Origin of the sequence: Roseomonas sp. 18066, assembly GCF_902706185.1 — a bacterium.
Lineage (GTDB): Bacteria > Pseudomonadota > Alphaproteobacteria > Acetobacterales > Acetobacteraceae > Pseudoroseomonas.
The window spans coordinates 1-2,811 of sequence record NZ_CACSJM010000281.1 but is presented as its reverse complement, the minus strand read 5'-3'; the positions used below and the strand labels follow the sequence as shown (position 1 = coordinate 2,811).

Genomic DNA, 2,811 nt, shown 5'->3' with positions numbered 1-2,811 from the left:
GGGGCGGGACCATGCGCTGCCGGCGGGCGGCCCGCAACCCTGGCAACCGCCTGGTGGCGCTGCGAATCAGGGACCGGTCCCGTGCCGGGCGGGCCGGCCGCGCGCTTGAAGCCAGAAGCCCGATCTGGGAGAATGCGGCAGGGATCGGCCGGCAGGTGCCGGCGACCCTCCGCCCGGTGGCGGCGCTTTCCTCGCAGGATCGGCGGGGTCCGCGCATCGGGCATGGCCGCCGCCGGTGCCGCCTTCGTCGCGCGGCCCCGGCAGCCCCGCGCGATGACGAGAAGGGGCATGCAATGACAGCCGCCGACCAGGCCCGGCCCGATCGCCGCGGCCCTGCCGCCCTGTCGCCGCTGGCGGAGGGGGTGCAGGACGAGGGCATCGCGCTGCTCGACCCGCAGGGAAGGGTGCTGAGCTGGAATGCCGGCGCCGCCCTGCTGCTGGGCTGGCCGGCGGACGACATGCCCGGTCGCCCCTTCGCCGCCTGCCTGCCCCCCGAGGCGGCGCCGGAGAAGCTGCTGCGCCAGGCGCTGGGCGAGGCCGGCCAGGCACGCGGCGAAGCCTGGCTGCGCCGGCGCGACGGGGTGAAGCGGCTTTGCGCCATCGGCCTGGCCGTGCTGCGCGACGGGGCGGGCACGGTGCTGGGCCTCGGCCTGACGCTGCGCGACCTGACCGCCGGCCGCGCCCGCGAGACCGCGCTGCGCGAGAGCGAGGCGCAGCTGGCCAGCATCATGCGGCATTCGACGGTCGGCATGGCCCTGGTCGGGCTGGACGGCGCCTGGCTGCAGGTCAACCGGGCGGTCTGCGACCTGCTGGGCTATACCCGGTCGGAGCTGACCGCGCTGACCTTCCAGGCCATCACCCATCCGGCGGACCTCGACGCCGACCTGGCCCAGGCCGAGGCGCTGCTGGCCGGACGGGTCGACAGCTACCGGCTGGAGAAACGCTACCGCCGGCGCGACGGCAGCCTGGTCTGGGGGCTGCTCAGCGTCTCGCTGGCGCGCGACGCGGCCGGCCGGCCGCAGCATTTCATCTCGCAGATCCAGGATATCGACCGGCTGAAGCGGGCCGAGGCGGCGCTGCACGAGGAGCGCGACCGGCTGCAGGTGACGCTGGGCTCGATCGGCGACGGGGTGATCACCACCGATGCCCAAGGGTTCGTCAGCTTCCTCAACCCGGTGGCCGAGGCGATGACCGGCTGGCGGCTGGAGCAGGCGCTGGGCCGGCCGATCGAGACCGTCTTCGACATCGTCGACCCGCAGACCGGCCTGCCGCTGGACAACCCGGTGCGCCAGGCGCTGGCCGAGCAGCGGGTCTTCCACCTGCAGCAGCAGGCGATGCTGGGCCATGTCGGCGAGGGGCGGGACGACCCGCCGCGCCGCGTCGACATCCAGGATTCGGCCGCCCCCATCCGCGATAAGGCCGGCGCGGTGATCGGCGCCGTGCTGGTGTTCCAGGATGTCAGCTCGCTGCGCAACATGCAGCGCGAGCTGGAATTCAGCGCCCTGCACGACGCGCTGACCGGTCTGCCCAACCGCCGGAAATTCGAGGCCGTGCTGGTCGAGGCGGTCGATTCGGCGCGCGAGCGCGGGCTGGAGCACGCGCTGTGCTTCATCGACCTCGACCGCTTCAAGATCGTCAACGACACCGCGGGCCACGCCGCCGGCGACGCGCTGCTGCGGGTGGTGGCAGGCCTGCTGTGCCGCGAGCTGAAGCCCAACGACCTGGTGGCCCGGCTCGGCGGCGACGAATTCGCCATCATCCTGTTCGACCGCAAGGCCGAGGTGGCGATGGCGGAGCTCGACCAGCTGCTCCACGCCATCGCCGCCCAGCCCTTCCTGTGGGAGGGGCGCGCCTATCCGATGACCGCCAGCATGGGCGTGGTGCCGGTCACCGCCGGGTCGGAGACGCGCAACACGGTGATGAAGCAGGCCGATGTCGCCTGCTATGCCGCCAAGCATGCCGGCCGCAACCGCATCATCGCCTATGCCCAGGATGCCAAGGAGGGGGCGGCCCGGCACCGCGAGATCATCATGGCGGCGGAGCTGCGCGAGGCGTTGCGCGAGAACCGCTTCCGCCTGCATGCCCAGCGCATCGCGGCGATCCGCCCCGGCGGCCACGCGCATCACGAGCTGCTGCTGCGGCTGGTGGCGCGCGACGGCAGCCTGGTCTCGCCCGCGCTGTTCATCCCGGTGGCCGAGCGCTACGACCTGATGGCCGAGATCGACCGCTGGGTGCTGGCCGAGGTGCTGCAGCGCCGCGCGCCCGCGCTGGCCGCCGTGCCCGACCTGGCGCTGGCCATCAATATTTCCGCCAACTCGCTGAACGAGCCGGGCTTCCTGGCCTTCTTCCTGGGGCTGCTGGAGGCCTCGGCGCTGCCGCCGGCGGCCCTCACCTTGGAGATCACCGAGACCGCCCTGGTCAACAACATCGACCAGGCGCGCGGCATCATCGACCGCATCCGCGCCCAGGGCTGCCGGGTGGCGCTGGATGATTTCGGCGCCGGGCTCTCCTCCTTCGGCTACCTCCGCGCCTTCCGGGTGGATTGCCTGAAGATCGACGGCACCTTCATCCGCAACCTGCCCGACAGCCCGATCGACCTGGCCATCGTCCGCTCGATCACCCGCATCGCCCGCGAGATCGGCGCGGCGACGGTCGCCGAATTCGTCGAGAACGCGGCGATCCTCGACCTGCTGGCCGGCATCGGCGTCGATTGCGCCCAGGGCTATGCCATCGACCGCCCGCAGGAGCTCGATGTGCTGCTGCCGCAATGGCTGGCGGCCGGCACGGCGGGCGGCCGATGGCATAGCCCTG

1 protein-coding gene is annotated in these 2,811 nt (G+C 72.8%); it reads left to right on the top strand.

Features of this window, described 5'->3' with window-relative positions; translation table 11 throughout:
- Window positions 1-293: 293 nt before the first annotated feature.
- On the top strand, window positions 294-2,811 hold a 2,518-nt coding region (locus tag GVN67_RS28590), incomplete at its 3' end, for an EAL domain-containing protein (protein ID WP_160000696.1).